The organism is Roseococcus sp. YIM B11640, assembly GCF_049727625.1.
Classification (GTDB): Bacteria; Pseudomonadota; Alphaproteobacteria; order Acetobacterales; family Acetobacteraceae; genus Roseococcus.
The window spans coordinates 841,011-858,547 of sequence record NZ_JBBJOZ010000001.1 but is presented as its reverse complement, the minus strand read 5'-3'; the positions used below and the strand labels follow the sequence as shown (position 1 = coordinate 858,547).

Sequence of the window (17,537 nt, the reverse complement as noted above, 5' to 3'; positions counted from 1 at the left end):
AAGCGAACATCATGCCCAACACCATTGCCCTCATGGACGGGCCCATCATCCGGCGCGCGGCGCTGGACGCGGTGCGGAAGCTCGATCCGCGCCAGCTCGTCCGCAACCCGGTGATCTTCGTGACGGAGGTCGTCTCCATCGTCGTCACTGTCCTCGCGATCCGCGACGCGCTCTCCGGCCAGAGCTGGGGCTTCCAGGCCGGGGTGGCCGCGTGGCTCTGGATGACCGTGCTCTTCGCGACCTTCGCCGAAGCCGTCGCGGAAGGACGGGGCAAAGCTCGCGCGGCCTCCCTGCGCGCCTCACGCGGCGAGACCGTCGCGCGCTGGGTACCAAACCCGGATGACCTGGCGATCACCGCGCCGCGCGACGCCTCGGAGCTCCGCCGCGGCGACCACGTCCTGGTCGAGGCAGGTGAGATCATCCCCTCGGATGGCGAGGTGGTGCGCGGCATCGCCAGCGTGAACGAGAGTGCCGTGACGGGTGAGAGCGCGCCCGTCATCCGGGAGGCCGGCGGCGACCGCAGCGCCGTGACTGGCGGCACTCTGGTGGTCAGCGACAGCATCCTCGTCCGCATCACCTCCGAGCCCGGCAGCACCTTCCTCGATCGCATGATCGCGATGGTGGAAGGGGCCTCCCGGCAGAAGACGCCGAACGAGATCGCGCTCGATATCCTGCTGGCCGGCATGACGATCATCTTCCTGATCGCCGTGGTCACGCTGGTCGGCTTCGCGAGCTACAGCGGCACCGCGCCCTCGGTCATCGTTCTTTCGGCCCTGCTGGTGACGCTGATCCCGACCACCATCGGTGGCCTGCTCTCGGCCATCGGCATCGCGGGCATGGACCGCCTGGTGCGCTTCAATGTGCTGGCCACCTCCGGCCGCGCGGTTGAGGCGGCGGGCGACGTGGACGTCCTGCTGCTGGACAAGACGGGCACCATCACCTTCGGCAACCGCCAGGCCGCCGCCATCATCGCGGCGCCGGGCGTGTCGGTGCAGGAGGTCGCGGAGGCTGCTGTCTATGCGAGTCTCGCGGACGAAACGCCGGAAGGTCGCAGCATCCTGGCCTATGCGAAGGAGCGCCATGGCTTCACGGCGCCTGCCCTGCCGGAGGCCGCGCGCGCCGTTCCCTTCACGGCCCAGACGCGCATCTCAGGCCTCGACCTCGCTCCGGACTGCTATCGCAAGGGCGCGGTGGACAGCCTTGTCGCGGCGCTCAAGCAGCCGCTTCCGGAACCGCTGGCCGAAGGCATCGACCGCATCGCGCGCGCCGGCGCGACGCCTCTGGCTGTAGCACGCAACAACCGCATCCTGGGCGCCATCGAGCTCAAGGACATCGTGAAGCCCGGTATCCGCGAGCGCTTCGCCGAGCTGCGCCGCATGGGCATCCGGACGGTGATGGTGACAGGCGACAATCGCCTGACTGCCGCCGCCATCGCGGCCGAGGCCGGCGTCGACGACTTCCTCGCCGAGGCAAAGCCGCAGGACAAGCTGGATTACATCCGCGCCCAGCAATCCGAAGGGCGGCTCGTCGCCATGGCGGGCGACGGAACCAACGACGCGCCGGCGCTGGCACAGGCCGATGTCGGCCTCGCCATGCAGACGGGTACGCAGGCGGCGCGCGAGGCGGGCAACATGGTGGATCTCGATAGCGATCCGACCAAGCTCATCGAGGTGGTGGAGATCGGCAAGCAACTGCTCATCACCCGCGGCGCGCTGACGACCTTCTCCATCGCCAATGACGTCGCGAAGTACTTCGCGATCCTGCCGGCGATCTTCGTCGCGCAGTATCCCGGCCTGATGGCGCTGAACGTGATGGGCCTGGCCAGCCCCCAGAGCGCGATTCTCTCCGCAGTGATCTTCAACGCCCTGATCATCGTGAGCCTGGTGCCGCTGGCGCTGCGCGGCGTCACCTACGCGCCCGTCGGGGCCGCGCCCCTGCTGCGTCGCAACCTCCTGATCTACGGCGTCGGTGGGCTGATCTCGCCCTTCATCGGAATCAAGATCATCGACGTCGTCCTCACCTTCCTTGGAGTAGCCTGAGATGCTGCGCCCCCTTCTTTCCATCCTTCTCGGCTCGACGGCCGTTCTCGGCGTCGCGGTGCCCATGGCCATGACGGCGGTCGCCGGCCGCGTCATGCCGGAACGTGCCGGCGGCAGCGTCATCCAGCGCGAGGGCCAGGCGATCGGCTCCGCGCTGATCGGCCAGAACTTCGAGGGTGACGAATGGTTCCACCCGCGCCCCTCGGCGACCTCGGCCGCGCCATATGACGCTTCCTCCTCCGCAGCGTCGCAGCTCGGCCCGACCAGCGCCGCCCTGCTGGATGCGGTGAAGGAGCGCGTGGGTGAAACCCGGGACGTGCCGGCCGATGCCGTCACCTCCAGCGGTTCTGGCCTCGACCCGCATATCAGCCCGGCCAATGCACGCGCGCAGATCGCCCGCGTGGCAGCCGCCCGCAACATTCCACCGGCCCAGCTGGCGGCGCTGGTGGAGCGCTTCGTGGAGGGGCGGGAGCTCGGCCTGCTCGGCGAGCCGAGGGTCAATGTGCTGCGGCTGAACCTGGCGCTGCGGGATCTCCGCTGAGCCCAGACGCGCTATAGTCGGGGCATGGCCGAAGCTGAACCCGCCCGTCCCGACCCCGACGCCCTGGCGGAATTGGCCGCCCGCGAAGGGCGTGGGCGGCTCAAGGTCTTCCTGGGCGCGGCGCCCGGCGTCGGCAAGACCGTCGAGATGCTGGCGGAGGGCAAGAGAGTGCTCGCCACCGGCCGGGACGTCGTGATCGGCCTGGTCGAAACCCATGACCGTGCCGAAACCGAGGCCGCCATCGGCCCCCTGCCCCTGCTTCCGCGTCGCGCCATCGCCTATCGCGGACAGGTCCTCCAGGAATTCGACCTCGATGCCGCGCTGGCCCGCCGGCCGGCGATCCTCCTCCTCGATGAGCTGGCGCACAGCAACGCGCCCAGCAGCCGGCACCTCAAGCGCTGGCAGGATGTCGAGGAGCTGCGCGACGCGGGCATCGAGGTCTGGACGACGCTCAACGTCCAGCACCTCGAGAGCAGCGCCGATGCCGTCGCGCGCGTCACCGGCGTGCGCGTCACGGAGACGATCCCGGACAGCGTCCTCGCGGATGCCGACGCGGTGGAGTTGGTTGATATCCCGCCCGCCGAATTGCTCGACCGCATGCGGGCGGGAAAGATCTACCGGCCCGAGCAGGCGCAGCGGGCAATGCGCGGCTTCTTCAAGGAGGGCGCTCTCGCCGCGCTTCGCGAGCTTGCGCTGCGCCGCACGGCCGACCGCGTGGACGCGGATGTCACCGGCTGGATGCGCCGCAATGCCGTGGCGGGTCCGTGGCCCGTCGGGGATCGCGTGCTGGCGCTGGTGCCGGGCCATGGCTCCGCGGACACCATGCTGCACCAGGCCAAGCGCATCGCCGTCGCGCTGCGTGCGCCCCTGATCGCGCTCCATGTGGAACAGCCGGGCCACCCCAGCGATCCGAGCCCCGGCCTCGCTCTCGCACAGCAGCTCGGCGCCAAGACGGAGATCGTGACCGCGAGCGACGTGCCTGCGGCCGTCATGGCGCATGCCCGCAGCCGTAACGCGACCCACATCATCGTGGGCCGTGGCGCCCCACCCCTTTGGCGGCGGGTGATCGGCCGCACGCTCATCGCAGTCCTGGCGCGGCGCGCGACCGACTTCACGCTGCACGTCGTGCCGCATGATTCCACGCCACGAGCGTCGGGCCCTGAGCGCGGCTGGCCGGCCTGGTCCAGCTGGCTCGTCATTCCCGCGCTGGTCGCCCTGGCCACCCTCATCTGCGATGCGCTGGACGGCGCGGTTCCGGACGCCGCGCTCGGCATGGTCTACCTGGCGGCCATCGTGGCGATCACGGCCATCACCGGCCCCCTGCAGGCTGGCATCGGATCGGTGCTGTCCTTTCTGGCGTGGAACTTCCTCTATCTGCCCCCCCGCTACACGCTGACCATCATCTCCGCGCAGGATGTGCTGGGCGCCGTCGTCTTCGGCGCCGTCGCGGCGCTGCTCACCGGAACCACCGGGCGCCTCGGCCGCAACATGCGCGTGGCGGCGGCGCGGCTCGCGGCCCTTCGCCGCCTCGCGGCGCTCACAGGGCGGCTGAACGCGCAGACCAGCATCGGCGACCTTCAGCTCGCCATCGTAGAGGAAGCGTCGCGCGTGGTCGGCGGCCCCGCCTGCCTGCTGCTACCGCTCAGTGACGCGCTAGCCGCAAGCCTCCCTGGCCAGTTCCCCGCCGACGGGGAAGTGTCGTTCGAGCCCGTGCTGCGTGCCGCCGTTCCGCCCTCGACGCGGCTGGACGAGAGCGCCATGGCGGCCGCCCGATGGGCCATGGCCAACCGGCGGGAAGCGGGGCGAGGCACCGCGACCCTGCCGCAGAACTCCTGGCGCTTCCTGCCGCTGACCGCGCAGCGCGACGGCGTGACCCGCATGATCGGCCTGCTCGGCCTCAACCCCGGCGAGAGGCGCCCCTTCCCCGAGGCCGAAAGCGCCGTGGAAGCGCTGGTCGGCCAGGCGGCCCTGGCGCTCGAACGAGCCGATCTCGCCGAGGCCACCGCGAATGCCCGCGCGCGCAGCGAAAGCGAGGCGCTCCGGACCGCATTGCTGACGAGCCTGGGGCACGATCTCCGCACACCCCTCACGGTCATTCGCGGCGCCGCGGAAACGCTCCGCATCTCCGACCTCCCGGCCCACACGCGCACCGACCTTCTGACGACGATCGAGGAGGAGGTGGCGCGACTGGCCCGCTGGATGTCCGCGATCCTCGACGTGGTGCGGCTAGAGACCGGGCAGCTCACGCCGCGCCAGGAGCCCATCGACCTCGCGCCCGTCGTCGAAGCCGCGACGGGACGCGCCCGCAAGCTCTACCCCAATCGCCGCATCACGCTGGAGATTTCTCAGGACCTCCCGCGACCGCGCCTCGATCCTTCGCTGCTCGACCGCATCCTGGAGAACCTGCTCGACAACGCCCTGAAGTTCTCCGGCCCGGACAATCTGGTGCGCGTCATGGGATGGCAGGACGGCGCGCAGCTGGTCCTCAGCGTGGAGGATGATGGCCCCGGCATTCCGCCTGAAGACTTGCCACGGATCTTCGATGCCTTCTTCCGCGCGGAGCGCACCGACCGCGTTGCAGCCGGCTCCGGCCTTGGCCTTGCAATCTGCCGGGGTCTCGCGGCGGCCATGGGCGGAAGGATTTCCGCGGAGAGCCCGGCCGCGAATCAGCGCGGCACCCGCATCACCCTCCGCTTCCCGATATGAGCCCCTCGCCCCTCACCATCCTCGTCATCGACGACGAACCACAGATCCACCGCTTCCTCGGCCCCGCGCTGGAGGCGGCGGGCTACGCGCCACTACGTGCCGATGATGCCAGGGAAGGACTTCGCCTCGCTGCCACGCGCGGCCCGGCCTGCGTGCTGCTCGATCTCGGCCTGCCGGATATGGACGGGAAGGAGGTGCTGGCACGGCTGCGGGCCTTCAGCCAGGTCCCTGTCATCGTCGTCAGCGCGCGCGACCGGGAAACCGAGAAGGTCGCGGCCCTGGATGCCGGCGCCGACGACTATGTGGAGAAGCCCTTTGGACTCGCGGAGCTTCTGGCCCGGCTGCGTGCCGCCACGCGCCGCGCCCTGGTGACGGACATGCCATCCCCGCGCATCGCCACCGGTCCCCTCGAAATCGATCTGGAACGCCGCACGCTGCGTGTCGCCGGCGCGCCCGTTTCTGTCACGCCGCGCGAATGGGACCTGCTGGTGGCCCTCGCCCGCGACATCGGCAAGGTGGTGACCCAACGCCGCCTGCTGACCGAGGTGTGGGGGCCCGCGCATACAGAGGACAGCCAGTATCTGCGCGTCTACGTCGGGCAGCTGCGCCACAAGCTCGGCGATGCCGCAAGATTGATCAGAACGGAGCCCGGCATCGGATATCGCTTGCTCGAGGAGACTTGAAGCGCTGGGCGGTTGTCCTGACACTTCCGCGCGAACAAAGCTGACGGGGTCCCATGCGATACGAGGTTCAACGCGATTTCATCGGCTACGGCGCCAACCCGCCGGATCCGCAGTGGCCGGGCGGCGCGAAGATCGCGGTCAACTTCGTCATGAACTACGAGGAAGGATCCGAGCCCTCAGTTCAGGACGGAGAGGGCTTCACGGAGACGGGGCTCACCGAATCCTCCGGCCTCAATCAGCTGAAGAGCGGCCGCGACCTGGCGGGCGAAGGCATGTTCGAATACGGCAGCCGCGTGGGCTTCTGGCGTCTCATGCGCCTGTTCCAGGAGCGCAACCTGCCCATGACCGTCTTCGGTTGCGCGCTGGCCTTGGAGCGCAATCCGGAAGCGGCCGCCGCAATCCGCGCCAGCGGCTTCGACGTGTGTTCGCATGGCTGGCGCTGGATCAAGCATTTCGAGCTCAGCGAAGAGGAAGAGCGCGAGCACATCCGCCGCGCTGTCGCGAGCCTGGAAAAGTCCATCGGACACCGGCCGGATGGCTGGTACTGCCGCTATGGACCCTCGGTAAACACCCGCCGCCTCGTCGCCGAGGAAGGCGGCTTCCTTTACGACAGCGACTATTACGGCGACGAGCTTCCGATCTGGATGACCGTCGACGGCAAGCCGCATCTGGTCGTGCCCTATTCGCTGACGAATAACGACGGGAAGTATTCAGGTTGGATGGGAACCTCCGACCAATGGTTCTCTTTCATCCGTGACGCTTTCGACATGCTCTATGAGGAAGGCGCGAAAGGGCAGCCGAAGATGATGTCGGTGGGGCTGCACATGCGGCTCATCGGTCATCCGGCGCGCGCGGTCGGATTGCAGCGCCTGCTGGACTACATGATGTCAAAGCCCGACGTATGGATCACTCGCCGCGTGGACATCGCCAAGCACTGGGTCGCGACGCACCCCTACAAGGCGCCGTGAGCTGAGAAAGCCTCGGCGATCCTGTCACGCCGAGCGACCCAGATCCGGTCGCCGAGCGTGGCCAAGCGTGCCAGAACACGCTCGAAGGCCGGGAAGCGCGCCGGCCTTCCGACGATACGAAGGTGATACCCAATGTTGAGGAGGCGCGGCTTTCCAGCCTCAGCCTCGCTCAGCAGGGTTTCCAGCGCGTCTTCGACATACTCCACCATCTCGGCGGAGCGGACGAAGCCGTTGGGGTGGAAGAACTTCATGTCGTTGGTGTCGAGCGCATAGGGCAGCACGAGCATCCCCTCCACGTCGCGATAGGGAAGATCGTCGTCGAAGGCGTTGGAGGCATAGAGGAAGCCGCGCTCGGCCAGAAGCGAGCGTGTCCAGATGCTCTCCGATCCCCGGCAGAAGAAGCCGCGCGGCGGCTCGCCACAGGCCTTGGCGATGGCGGCGATGTTGCGGTCCAGGTCGCGCGCTTCCTCGGCCCGCGTGGCGTAATCCGAATGGGGGCGCCAGAGCCAGCCATGCGCGGCGCACTCATGACCCCGCCGCGCAATCTCGGCCGCCTGCGCCTCGGCGCGCTCCACGGCTCGGCCACACATCAGAAAGGTCGCGGGGAGGCAATGGCGGTCCAATGCATCCAGCATGCGCCACAGCCCCGCGCGCATGCCGTAGGCGAAGATCTGCTCCTGCCCCATGTCCCGCGTGCCTGGCGCCACGACGCTCAGCACCTCGCCCATGCGTTCCGATTGCGTATCGCCGTCACCGACCTGCTGCTCGGCGCCCTCCTCGAAATTCACCACCACGGAAACGGCTAGCCGGGCGCCATTGGGCCAGCGGAAATCGGGCCAGGCGCCGCCATAGCCAGTGAGGTCGCGTGTCATGGTGCGCAACGAAGCATGGCGGCACGCTTGATGCTATGCCCTGGCCATGACACCCGCTCTCCGCACCGGGCTCGCCATCGCCGAGCGCCTTTTCACCGACCTCGCCACCACCACATCCGACCCGCCCGGCGTCACCCGCGCCTCCTTCGGCGAGGGCGAGCAGCAGGCCCATCGCCTGATCGCCAAGGCCGCACGCGAGATCGGGATGGAGGTCGAATGGGACGCCATCGGCACGCTGCGCGCCGTGCTTCCCGGCCGTGATCGCAGTCTCCCCGCCGTGGTCATCGGCTCGCATCTCGACAGCGTCCCGCACGGTGGCAATTTCGACGGGGCTGCCGGCGTCATCATGGGAATAGCTGCGACCGCTGCCCTCGCCGCCCAGGGCTACGCGCCTCAGCGCGACCTCCTCGTTCTCGGGATTCGCGCCGAGGAGATGTGCTGGTTCCCCGCTCATTACCTGGGCAGCCGCGCGCTCTTTGGGCAGTTGCCGGCAGAGGCCCCGGATGCGCTGCGCCGCGCCGACACCGGCCAGTCGCTGGCTGAGCACATGAACGCCCTCGGCCTTGACCCCTCCTCCATTCGCGAGCGCCGTGCGCTGCTCGATCCAGCACGCATCGCCTGCTTCATCGAGCCGCATATCGAGCAGGGACCGGTGCTTGTCGAAACCGGAATGCCCATAGCGATCGTCACCGGCATCCGGGGCAGCCTGCGATATCCACGTGCCTCCGTCGCAGGCGAGCATGCCCATGCCGGGGCCGTGCCGCGCAGCCACCGGCGCGACGCGGCGCTGGCCGGCGTGGCGCTCCTGGCCGCCCTCGATGAAAGGTGGGCGGCCCTGGAGGGCAACGGTGCCGACCTCGTCTGCACCGCGGGAATCCTCTCCACGGACCCCGTACATCACACACCCACCAAAGTCCCAGGCCTCCTGCGTTTCAGCCTCGACATCCGCAGCGAGGATGCGGCGCTGCTGGCTGAACTCGATCGCTGGCTCCATGCGGAAGCGGCGCGGATCGGCGCGAATCGGGGAGTAAGCTTCGACTTCGGCCCTCCCACTCATGCCGCGCCGGCCCTGATGGACGCAGACCTCCGCCTCCGGCTCCATGCCGCGGCAAGGCACCTGGGCATTCCGGCCATGGAGATGGCTTCGGGTGCGGGACATGACTGCGCGACCTTCGCCGGCCTCGGCATTCCTTCCGCGATGCTCTTTCTCCGTAACCGCAACGGCAGCCATAACCCCGATGAGGCGATGGAGATCGAGGATTTCGCCGCCGGTTTGGCGGTGCTGACCACGACACTGGAGGAGCTGCTGGCCTGAAGCGGCCCGGCTCTTGCTTGTATACCAGCCGGACGAGAGAGGATCCGGCGCATGGCGACGGCAGAGGAGATCGGGGACCGGATCGTGCGAGCCGTATTGTCTCGCCGCCTGTTTCCCGGAGAGCGTCTGGGCGAGAGCGACCTAGCCTCCCTCTGCGGTTGCAGCCGTACCATCGTCCGTGAGGCTCTGAACCGGCTCGCCGCGCGCGGAATCGTGCATGTGCGTCCACGCCGCGGCTGGTTCCTCGCCGACCCGGGGCCCGACGAGCTCCGGAAGGCCTTCCAGGCCCGATTGGTGATCGAGACAGGATTGATCCGGCTGGCGGCATCGCTGCAGTCACGCGAGATCGCGCGCCTCCGCTCGCATCTCGACCGTCAGCGGGCAGCGCTCGATGGCAGCGATGCCGGCCGGCGGAGCCTGCTCTTGGGGGACTTCCACATCTGCCTCGCCGAGTGCTTTGGCAACCCCTTCCTGACCGCGACCCTGCGCGACCTCACCGTCCGCAGCACGCTATCGGCCCTCCAGCACCAGAGCCGTGCGGAGGCCGCTCAATCATTCGCAGAGCATCTCGGAATCTTCCAGGCGCTGGAACTCGGCGACATGCCTGAAGCGGAGGCACGGATGGCCGCTCACCTGGGCAGCTGGGAGGCGAAGCTGCAACCGCCGATCCCCGCGAACGGCCTTCAACGCCTGCGCGACGCGCTGGATATCGCCCGCGCCGAGGCTTGAGGCCCAATGGCACGCGCATTGCATCGAGCTTGCATACAAGACGGAAGGAATTCGATGCATCGCGGACTCGCTCATGGCTGACAGCACGGCGTCCGAACCGCGGCTGGGCCACCGGCTCGACATGGACGGGCTGCGGATTCGCTATGGCCAGACGCTGGCGGTGCGCGATGTCGCCCTGAGCGTCGCGCCTGGCGAAATCCTCGCGCTGCTCGGCCCCTCCGGCTGCGGGAAGACCACGCTGCTGCGGACCGTCGCCGGCTTTATCAGGCCGGAGGCCGGGCGTGTTCTGGTGGATGGCTCGCCCATCGATCATCTCCCGCCGGGCAAGCGCGGCGTCGGCATCGTGTTCCAGTCCTACGCGCTGTTCCCGCATATGACAGCGGCGCAGAACGTCGCCTACGGGCTGGAGGCACGCGGGCGCCCGAAGGCGGAGATCGTGCGCCGCGTGGAGGCCTCGCTGGCCGCCGTGCGAATGGAGAGCTTCGGTGAGCGCAAGCCCGGCGCGCTGTCGGGCGGCCAGCAGCAACGCATCGCGCTCGCAAGGGCTCTCGCCATCGAGCCGTCGATCCTCCTTCTCGACGAGCCCTTTGCCGCTCTGGATCGTTCGCTCAGGCTGGACCTGCAACTCGAGATCAAGCGCATCCAGCGCCGCTTCGGCGTCACCTGCGTCCTCGTCACCCATGACCAGGACGAGGCGATGAGCATGGCCGACCGGATGGCCGTGATGAATGCGGGGCGTGTGGAACAGGTCGCCGCGCCAGCGGAGGTTTACGACACGCCCGCGAGCGCCTTCGTAGCGGGCTTCGTGGGCACGACCAACCGCCTGCACGGCCGTGTCGAAGCACGCAGCGGCAGCGACTTCATCGTGCGGCTGGATGCAGGCGCCACGGTCACGGTCGAGAGTCCGCGCGGCTTCGCGGTGGGCGACAGGGTTGTTCTGTGCGCACGGCCGGAACAGCTCCTGCTTCGTCCGGCCGGCGATACCGATCCGGCGGCCTGGCCCGGCCGCCTCCGGCTATCGCTGCCGCTGGGGCCTGCCACGATCCACGACGTGGAGGCCGGCAGCACGGAGCTCAAGCTCCACGAATCCCGCCACGGCGCGCCACCGCCGCCCGGCCCTGTCCGCATCGCCCTGATGCCCGGCTCGCGCCCGAGCCTCTTCCCCGAAGGAGATACCGCATGAGCCCGATCCATCGCCGCAGCCTGCTTGCCGCAGGCGTCGGTGGCGCCGCGCTGCCGTTGGTCGACGCCCGCGCGCAGGCCGCCATGACCGCTGCCGTCTATCCGGGCGGCTGGGATGAGGCGCTACGCGCCGTTCTCGCGACCCGCCTGCGCGAGCAGCACAACATCGCGGTTTCCTTCGATCCGCTCTTCGCGGTGGACCAGATCGCCAAGGCGCGCGCAGCTCGCGGCACGCCGCCCTTCGATGTCTTCGTCCTCGACCCGGGCCCGCGCGTGAGCGGCCTCGACCTCAATCTTTTCGAGCCTTTCGACCCTTCGAAGCTGACGAGCCTCGGAGTGCTGCCGCAGGGCTACGCCGATGCGCACGGCGCGGCCGTCGCGGCGCAGGTGGTCGGCATCGCCTATAACCCGCAGAAGGTGCCCAAGCCCAAGGGTTGGAGGGACCTGTTCCAGGCGCCCTACGCCTCCCGCCTCGGCCTGACCGGCTTCGGGACCACTTTCGGCACCATCTCGCTGATCGAGATGGCCAAGGCGCTCGGTGGCTCCGAGCAGAACATGGATCCGCTCTTCACCGAGCTTCGCCGGATCCGGCCGAACGTCGCGGCAGTGGCGCAGCCGGCAGCCATGCCCGGCCTGTTCCAGCAGGGCCAGATCGACGTGATGTACACCAACACCTACACCGTGACGCTCCTGCGGTCCCGCGGCGTGCCCATCGAGTTCGCCGTCCCCGAAACCGGCGCCGCCGCCTTTGTGACGACGATGCACATTGCGAAGGGCAGCCGGAACATCCAGCAGGCCTACACCTACATCGACACGATGATCAGCACGCCGGTGCAAACCGCCCTTTCGGCCGAGCCCTACTTCTTCGTCCCGGTCAACAAGGAGGTGACGCCCGGCGCGGACGTGCCGATGCGTTCCATCGCCGACCTCACGAACTTCGTCACGCATGACTGGGCGGTGATCAATCCACTCCGCAACGCCTGGATCCAGCGTTTCAACCGCGAGATGGCGGGCTGAGACGAAGATGATGGGGAACGGCGTCTGGCGGCTCGCGCTCCCGCTCGCCATCGCGCAGGCGCTGTTCTTCGTTGCCCCCCTGCTGTTGCTCGTGGGCACGTCGGTGGCGACCGACGAGAATCTCACCCAGTTCACCTTGCGCGCCTGGCGCGAGGTGCTGGGCGATAGCTTCAACATTCAATCCCTGGTCAATACACTGCGCCTCGGCGCGCTCGCCGTGATCGCGACTTCCCTTCTCGCGGTGCCCCTGGCCCTGGTCCATATGGCGGCCGGGCCCCGGCTGAAGCGGGCCATCCTGATCGCGGCGGTGCTGCCGCTTCTGACCTCGGTCGTGGTGCGGACCTTCGCCTGGATCGTGATCCTCGGCCGCGAAGGCGTGATCAATTCGGTGCTGCTTTCCATGGGCCTCATCTCGTCACCCGTCGCCCTGCTGCAGACGGAACCAGGTCTCATCATCGCCCTGACGCAGATCGAGATGCCGCTGATGCTGCTGCCGCTCATCGCCGCGACGGCGCGCATCGATCCGGCGCTGCTGGACGCATCGGTTTCGCTGGGAGGCTCGCTGTTCCGGACGCTTCGCCGCGTGATCCTGCCGTTGGCGCTGCCGGGGCTGATCGCCGGCGCAACGCTGGTCTTCGCCAGCGCAGCCACGGCCTTCATCTCGCAATCGGTGATCGGTGGCGGACGGCTCAACTACCTTCCGGCGCAGGTCTGGCAACAGGCCATGGTGGTCTTCGACTGGCCGATGGCGGCAGCAATGGCGCTGACCCTAATGGCCTCGGTACTGACGGTGGCAGGCGCGCTGTCGCTGCTCGGGCGGGGGGCGCAGCATGCATAAGCTCACGGGTTCGGACCGGATCGTCGCGCTTGTCATTCTGGCGCTGGCGGCGCTGGGATTCCTGATCCTGGTGGGGCCCGTGCTGATCGTGGTCATCACCTCCTTCACCAGTTCGCGTGCCCTCCGCTTCCCTCCGCCGGGCCTCACGCTGCAATGGTATCAGGAGCTCTTCGATCCCGTCCGCTCCGCGCAGATCCATGTCGCCGCGCTGAACAGCCTCACGGTCGCGGCCCTCACGGCGTTGGCGGCGACGGCACTGGCCACCGGCGCCGCCCTGGCCGTGGCACGCACCCGTGCCGCATGGGCCCGCTTCGCGGAAGGGGCCTTCCTCTCGCCACTGGTCCTGCCGGGGATCGCATTCGGCCTGGCGTCACTGATGTTCTTTTCCTGGCTGCGGCAGCCGCCCTCGCTGTTCCTCCTGGTCGCCGGCCACACCATGATCGCGGCTCCCTTCGCATTGCGGACCGTCGGCGCGAGCGCAGCGGGGCTCAATCCAGCCCTGCTGGAGAGCAGCGCGGTACTGGGTGCGTCCCCGTGGCGAACCTTCCGCAAGGTCGTCCTTCCGCTGATCCTGCCCGGTGTCGCGGCTGGGGCGTTTCTGTCCTTCGTCTCGTCGCTCGACAACGTCCCCGTCTCGCTGTTTCTCTCCTCGGCGCAGACGGACATGCTCCCCATCCGCCTCTGGGGCATGATGGAGACGGCGCTGGACGTGCGCGTGGCCGCGGCTTCAGGCGTGCTGGTCGCCGCGGCCTTCGTGCTGCTGCTGGTGATGGACCGGGCGGTAGGACTCACCCGGCGGATGTCGGGCTAGCGCTTAGCCGGGTGTAATGCCGGCATCGCGGATCACCTGCGGCCAGACCCGCAGTTCGTCCGCAAGCCGCTGGCGCAGGGCGGCCGCATCGCCGTCCATCAGCACCACCCCCTGGCTTTCGACCCGCTGCCGCAAATCGGCATCGGCCAGAGCCTTGCGGAGCGCGCTGAAAAGGCGGTCCTTGATGGGCTGCGGCGTGCCCGGCGGCGTGAAGAGGCCCTGCCAGAGCACCCCCGCGCAGCCCGGATAGAACTCTTCGACCGAAGGCAGGTCGGGCAGGCTCGGGATTCGCACCGGCGAGGAGATCGCGAGCAGCTTCGCCTTGCCCTCGGCCACCAGATTCCGGATATCGAGGGGGGTGGCGTAGAAACCATCGATGCGCCCGGCCTGGAGCTCCAGCAGGGCGGGACCGCCGCCGCGGAACGGGATGTGCACCATCTTGGCGCCGGACTTCTGCAGGAGAAGCTCCGTCAGCAGATGATTCACGGAACCGCTGCCCGAGCTGCCGTAATTGATGGTGTCGGGCGCGCGCTTCGCCTTCTCGATGAGTTCGGGAAACTTGTTCACGCCGAGGCCGGGACGCACGGCCATGGCGAAGGGGCTGTAGTAGACCTCGCCCACAGGCTCCAGCGCCCTCAACGGGTCGGCCGGCGTCGCGCCGGGCGTCAAAGCCACGTTGATGGCCAAGCTGTTGGTGCCGATCAGCAGCGTGTGCCCGTCCGGTCGCGCCTGCGCGACAGCGGTATTGGCGATAGCCGTCGCTGCGCCAGAGCGATTCTCCACCACCACCGGCTGTCCGAGTTCCCGCGACAGGTGCTGCGCGATAAGGCGCACCATCACGTCCGTCAGACCGCCGGGTGCGTAGCCGATGATGATGGTGATGGCACGGTCGGGATACTGCGCCCGGGCGATGCCGGGCAGGGCCAGGACGCCCGCGGCGGCAGGCAGCAATTGGCGACGGAGCATAGACTTAACCTCGGAACGAATTCGTCCGGGTGTTAGACCAAGGTGCCGCAGCGGGAAAGAGCACCGCCGGGCTGCGCCCAGGCTACAGGGAAACGTCGCGATTGACGTCCTTGTAGAGCAGATAGGCCGTCTCGCCCCAACCCGTCGCATAGAATTGCTGCGGCACATACGGACCCATCCAGATGAAGTCGCCCGTCCAGCATTCGTGCCACTCTCGACCCAGCAGATAGAGACCCTGCCCTTCGAGCATATAGAGCCCGTGCTCCATGATATGCGTCTCGACAAAGGGGAAATGCGTGCCTGGCGCGAAGGACAGGATGTTGACCTCCATATCCATCTCCATCCGCGCCTCGCCCAGCAGGTATTGCCACGCACGGCCGTCGGTGTGCTTGGTGACGCGCGGCGTATCCTGCCGATGGCCGAACAGGGCCTGGGGCAGGGCCATGCCCTCCGCGGTCTCGTAGCGGCGCTTGATCCAGATGAGGCGCGTCGCGTCCTTCGCGGCGATGCCGAGCGGCGCTCCCGCGGGGACGAAGGCATAGCCGCCGGCTGAGAGCAGCTTCTCCTGCTCACCAGCGGAGATGGATACCTCGCCGTCAACGACGAAGAAGAAGTGCTCCAGCCCGTCCTCGCGCGGATGGTTCGTCCCGCCTCCGGCTTCGATGACCAGAAGCGCCTGCGCGAAGCGGGCGCCCATTTGCGGGCTGGTGTGGAAATGCACCTTGGTTCCCCGAAAGCCCGGCAGGCGGCTTTCGAGGATCCCCTCAGGCGGCATCACCGCATAATGCGGCGTCACCATGGTGCGGTTGTGCCCGTAGATTCCGGGCGGAATGGTGCCAGGCTTGATGCTCATTCCAGTCTTTCATCCGGTGGCGCGATCTGGGTCGCGAGGTCGCGGAGAAGCGGCTTGTTGGCCAGTGGATCCAACCGCATCTCCCTAGGTTCCAGCCGCGCTGTGCAGGCGTAGATGACCTTGCCGTCCAGCAGCATCATGCATTCTTTGCACGCGTTCGCGTTGATGCAGGCGTAGCGGAAGGCCAGCGTCGCATCCTGCGTGGCGCGCAGGCGCCGGAGCGCGTCCAGAACGGATTCGCCTGGCTCGAAGCCGATCTCGAAGACATCGCGATGCGGCTCCTCGGCCACGCCACCACGCCGGATGGAGAGCTTCGCGACTGGCATCACGCGGCCACCGGCACGCGCGAGAGAACCGCTCGCCCACCATCGAGCGTCACAAGCTGGTTCACGAGCCAGGCCTCGTCCTGTTCCAGGAAGTCCTCGCGTTGATGGGCGCCGCGGCTCTCGGTCCGCGCCATGGCCGCCTCGATCACCGTCTCCGCGACAAGAAGCATCTGCCGCAGGTCGAACCAATCCAGCCGTGCCAGATCATGCGGCATGCCGGGCGATCCTGGCGGTGCCTCGCCCAGCCCGGCGCGAAGGGCGGCGATGCCATCGCGCGCGCGCTGCAGGCCTGTCGCCGTGCGGAAGGGGCCCGCATCGGCCGACATCAGGCTTTGCAGCTGGTCCACCAGTGCCGCTGTGTTCACCGAGGGACCGTCCGCACCCAGCAGATCCAGCGCAGGCAGTGCCGCGGATCGCCGGAAGGCACGGCCGCTGCCCGACGATGCGATCCGCTTGGCCTCCGTACCCGCAATACGGCCGAAGGCCAGCGCCTCCGTGATGGCGTTCCCGGAAAGCCGGTTCGCGCCATTCGCCCCGCCCACGGCCTCCCCGGCCGCGAGGAGACCAGGCAGGTTGGTGCGCATCCGCGTGTCCACCCGGATGCCCCCCATGTGATAATGCGCGATGGGCGAGACCTCGATGGCATCGCGCGTCAGGTCGATGCCATTTCCCGCCAGCCGATCGATGACGGGCCCGAACGCCGCGCGAAGCTCCGCGGCCGGGACGTGCGAGAAGCTCAGCCATGCCCCGCCGGCCGGCGAGCCGCGTCCTGCCTCGGCCTCCTTCACGATAGCGTAGGTCGCGAGGTCACGCGTCGTGCTGTACTTCCCGTTCTCTGCCGCACCGCCCCAGCGCGGCAGGAACTCCTCCATCGCGCCGTTCAGCAGCCTTCCGCCCAGCTTGTAGCGAAACGGGTCCCACATGATCGGGTCCATGCCGATCATGCGCGGGGCCAGATGGCCGATGGGGAAGAACTGCACGAACTCCATGTCCTGCAGCACCGCGCCCGCCCGAAGGGCTAGCGCATAGCCGTCGCCCGACATGTTGAGGCTGGCACTGTTCCGCTTGTAGAGCCGCGTCAGCCCGCCGGTGGCGATGATCGTCGCGGCGGCAGCGATGGTGAGCGCCTCGCCGGTCGCGATGTGCAGTCCCACTGCGCCTGTCACCGCGCCGTCCTGCACAACGAGGTCGGTGATCGCGACCTCGCCAATGCGCTGGATCGCATCGCCCACGCGCTGCACCTGAGCGCGCAAGGTTCGGGAGACGGCAGGGCCCGTGGAGAGAAAATCCACATAGACGCACCGCGGCCGGTCATGGCCGGGTGCCTGCACCTGGGCGAGCCTGTTGCCGTTGCGCGCCCAGCCGACCTTCCACGCATCCATTTCCCGGATGCATTCGGCGCCGACTTCGCAGAGCAGAGCCGAAAGGGACGGATCGCAAAGCCCCCGCCCCGCTACCAGCGTATCCGCCAGATGGTGTTCCCAATGGTCCTCACCCTCGGGCGCGACCGCCGCCGCGACAGTCATCTGCGCCATCACGGTGGCCCCGCCGCGGCCGATCAGGCTGCGATCGACGAGCAGGACGCGCTTCGCCCCTTGCCTCGCGGCCTCGATCGCGGCGTACATCCCGGCACCGCCAGCGCCGATGATGAGCACATCCGCTTCGAGATGCCGCACGTCGGGAACGCTTCG

The 17,537-nt window shown here is 68.4% G+C and carries 16 protein-coding genes; 11 read left to right on the top strand and 5 right to left on the bottom strand.

Annotation, left to right across the window (positions count from 1 at the left end; all coding sequences use genetic code 11):
* Positions 1 to 11: 11 nt before the first annotated feature.
* The 5 genes from kdpB to WJM96_RS04350 are packed head-to-tail and all read left to right on the top strand — an operon-like array spanning position 12 to position 6,937.
* Entirely contained in the window at positions 12 to 2,039 is a 2,028-nt protein-coding gene (gene kdpB / locus WJM96_RS04370; protein ID WP_424811201.1) for a potassium-transporting ATPase subunit KdpB, read from the top strand.
* 1 nt (position 2,040) lies between these two features.
* Complete coding sequence (kdpC, locus tag WJM96_RS04365; protein WP_424811200.1) at positions 2,041 to 2,580, top strand: potassium-transporting ATPase subunit KdpC; 540 nt, start codon at positions 2,041 to 2,043, stop codon at positions 2,578 to 2,580.
* Positions 2,581 to 2,604: 24 nt separating this feature from the next.
* Positions 2,605 to 5,286 (top strand): ATP-binding protein, encoded by a 2,682-nt coding sequence (locus tag WJM96_RS04360; protein ID WP_424811199.1) that lies wholly within the window; start codon positions 2,605 to 2,607, stop codon positions 5,284 to 5,286.
* Positions 5,283 to 5,969: a response regulator gene (locus WJM96_RS04355; protein ID WP_424811198.1), complete on the top strand. Its 687-nt coding sequence runs from the start codon at positions 5,283 to 5,285 to the stop codon at positions 5,967 to 5,969. The genes WJM96_RS04360 and WJM96_RS04355 overlap by 4 nt, the downstream gene beginning before the upstream one ends.
* A gap of 53 nt (positions 5,970 to 6,022) precedes the next feature.
* Positions 6,023 to 6,937 carry a polysaccharide deacetylase family protein gene (locus WJM96_RS04350; RefSeq protein ID WP_424811197.1) on the top strand — a complete coding sequence of 305 codons (915 nt, stop codon included), beginning with the start codon at positions 6,023 to 6,025 and terminating at the stop codon, positions 6,935 to 6,937.
* On the opposite strand, the gene WJM96_RS04345 is transcribed toward WJM96_RS04350, so the two are convergent.
* Complete coding sequence (locus tag WJM96_RS04345) at positions 6,922 to 7,809, bottom strand: polysaccharide deacetylase family protein (RefSeq protein ID WP_424811196.1); 888 nt, start codon at positions 7,807 to 7,809, stop codon at positions 6,922 to 6,924. The genes WJM96_RS04350 and WJM96_RS04345 overlap by 16 nt on opposite strands.
* A 46-nt stretch (positions 7,810 to 7,855) precedes the next feature.
* Between WJM96_RS04345 and WJM96_RS04340 the strand changes: the two genes are divergently transcribed.
* The 6 genes from WJM96_RS04340 (at position 7,856) to WJM96_RS04315 (ending at position 13,701) form a co-directional block, all read left to right on the top strand.
* On the top strand, positions 7,856 to 9,124 hold the full coding sequence (locus WJM96_RS04340) for a Zn-dependent hydrolase (RefSeq protein WP_424811195.1): 1,269 nt from the start codon (positions 7,856 to 7,858) through the stop codon (positions 9,122 to 9,124).
* 51 nt (positions 9,125 to 9,175) lie between these two features.
* Positions 9,176 to 9,853, top strand: a complete 678-nt coding sequence (locus WJM96_RS04335) for a GntR family transcriptional regulator (protein WP_424811194.1) — start codon at positions 9,176 to 9,178, stop codon at positions 9,851 to 9,853.
* 73 nt (positions 9,854 to 9,926) lie between these two features.
* Complete coding sequence (locus WJM96_RS04330) at positions 9,927 to 11,036, top strand: ABC transporter ATP-binding protein (RefSeq protein WP_424811193.1); 1,110 nt, start codon at positions 9,927 to 9,929, stop codon at positions 11,034 to 11,036.
* Positions 11,033 to 12,052: an extracellular solute-binding protein gene (locus WJM96_RS04325; protein WP_424811192.1), complete on the top strand. Its 1,020-nt coding sequence runs from the start codon at positions 11,033 to 11,035 to the stop codon at positions 12,050 to 12,052. Before WJM96_RS04330 ends, WJM96_RS04325 begins: the two co-directional genes overlap by 4 nt.
* A gap of 7 nt (positions 12,053 to 12,059) precedes the next feature.
* Positions 12,060 to 12,890 (top strand): ABC transporter permease, encoded by an 831-nt coding sequence (locus tag WJM96_RS04320; protein WP_424811191.1) that lies wholly within the window; start codon positions 12,060 to 12,062, stop codon positions 12,888 to 12,890.
* Entirely contained in the window at positions 12,883 to 13,701 is an 819-nt protein-coding gene (locus WJM96_RS04315) for an ABC transporter permease (protein ID WP_424811190.1), read from the top strand. The genes WJM96_RS04320 and WJM96_RS04315 overlap by 8 nt, the downstream gene beginning before the upstream one ends.
* A gap of 3 nt (positions 13,702 to 13,704) precedes the next feature.
* Here WJM96_RS04315 and WJM96_RS04310 read toward each other — a convergent pair whose 3' ends face one another.
* From WJM96_RS04310 to WJM96_RS04295, 4 genes are all read right to left on the bottom strand, one after another.
* On the bottom strand, positions 13,705 to 14,667 hold the full coding sequence (locus tag WJM96_RS04310; RefSeq protein ID WP_424811189.1) for a Bug family tripartite tricarboxylate transporter substrate binding protein: 963 nt from the start codon (positions 14,665 to 14,667) through the stop codon (positions 13,705 to 13,707).
* An 82-nt stretch (positions 14,668 to 14,749) separates the two neighbouring features.
* Positions 14,750 to 15,520 (bottom strand): (S)-ureidoglycine aminohydrolase, encoded by a 771-nt coding sequence (allE, locus tag WJM96_RS04305; RefSeq protein WP_424811188.1) that lies wholly within the window; start codon positions 15,518 to 15,520, stop codon positions 14,750 to 14,752.
* On the bottom strand, positions 15,517 to 15,846 hold the full coding sequence (locus WJM96_RS04300; protein WP_424811187.1) for a 2Fe-2S iron-sulfur cluster-binding protein: 330 nt from the start codon (positions 15,844 to 15,846) through the stop codon (positions 15,517 to 15,519). Before WJM96_RS04300 ends, allE begins: the two co-directional genes overlap by 4 nt.
* Positions 15,846 to 17,522, bottom strand: coding sequence for an FAD-binding protein (locus WJM96_RS04295; RefSeq protein ID WP_424811186.1), 1,677 nt, complete (start codon positions 17,520 to 17,522; stop codon positions 15,846 to 15,848). Before WJM96_RS04295 ends, WJM96_RS04300 begins: the two co-directional genes overlap by 1 nt.
* Positions 17,523 to 17,537 lie beyond the last annotated feature (15 nt).